Raw genomic sequence first — 1,010 nt, 5'->3', positions numbered from 1 at the left:
GATTCAACAGTAAATAGCTCAGTGACGTTTGCACCTTTGGGATATGCTTTTGATGTTCTTTGCTGATTGGCTACGATATCGAGATACAGATTTGCTAGGTGAGTGACACTTGATCTAAAGCGTTGAAGATAATCTTTAAGCTTTGGATCATCATTTGATAGACCAGTCACACGTTCAAAAAACCCTTCAGCATCGTCATTTCCAAAATAAAAATCAAAGCTATAAAAGAATTGATCGGCAAGCTGCGGACTGCCAGGATTGTTTTTGAGTTCGCCACCTGGTGTATAAGACGTTGTGTAAGCTTCTTTTAGGCTTTTAAACATTTGTGCTTTTAGTGCTTTAATTGATGGGTTTTCACGCGGGTTAGAAACTTTTAGCGATTCAATATCAGCAGATGAAAAGTTTTTTGGAAACTTATATCCTTTTTTCTCGCAATAATCTTTTGCGATATTAAAGTGAATTTTTCTCACATGAAATGGGATATAAACTTTTTTCATTTGGAATTGCCTTTTTTGTTTATACCTTCAACCATGTAGCCCGCTGCTTTACGCGCTAGCTTATGGTATTTTGGATTGTTCTTTAGCCCTGGCATCAAGGTATCAACGATCTTGTCTGAATCGATGTTAAACTTCCAGCCTTCTTTATTACCGCTAAGTCCGCCTTCTTTTTTGGCTTTTTGAAGTAGAAAATAAAGAAGACCTGCAAAGGCAGCAAGTCTTACAATCTTATTTACCGACACGTTTGAGCTTAGACGCTGCGTACTAGCATCCCCATCGACCATAGTCTGCTCCGCTGACTGCTACTGGTTTTTCTTGGGATTTTTTAAAAGCAAGGTATGCAGCTCCACCAAGAGCGATATATTTGAGATTGCTTGACAATAATTTTAGTGCGAGATAAGCACCACCAGCTATTAATAGTGGTTTTTTCATACTCTCGAAATTTAGACTAGACGCTGGTTTTGCGCTGACATCATTAACGCCTGCTTGATCTTCAACGGTTTTTAAACCAAG

The 1,010-nt window shown here is 38.5% G+C and carries 3 protein-coding genes; all 3 read right to left on the bottom strand.

The features are described from left to right. On the bottom strand, positions 1-497 hold a 497-nt coding region (locus tag IT392_13650; GenBank protein MCC6545516.1), incomplete at its 3' end, for a hypothetical protein. Further along, entirely contained in the window at positions 494-781 is a 288-nt protein-coding gene (locus tag IT392_13645; GenBank protein MCC6545515.1) for a hypothetical protein, read from the bottom strand. The genes IT392_13645 and IT392_13650, both read right to left, overlap by 4 nt. After that, positions 762-1,010: hypothetical protein (locus IT392_13640; protein ID MCC6545514.1), on the bottom strand; the 249-nt coding region annotated here is incomplete at its 5' end. The genes IT392_13640 and IT392_13645, both read right to left, overlap by 20 nt.

The organism is Nitrospirota bacterium (genome assembly GCA_020846775.1).
Classification (GTDB): domain Bacteria; phylum Nitrospirota; class 9FT-COMBO-42-15; order HDB-SIOI813; family HDB-SIOI813; genus RBG-16-43-11.
The sequence above is the reverse complement of the archived record's forward strand: the minus strand, read 5'-3'. Positions and strand labels throughout refer to the sequence as shown.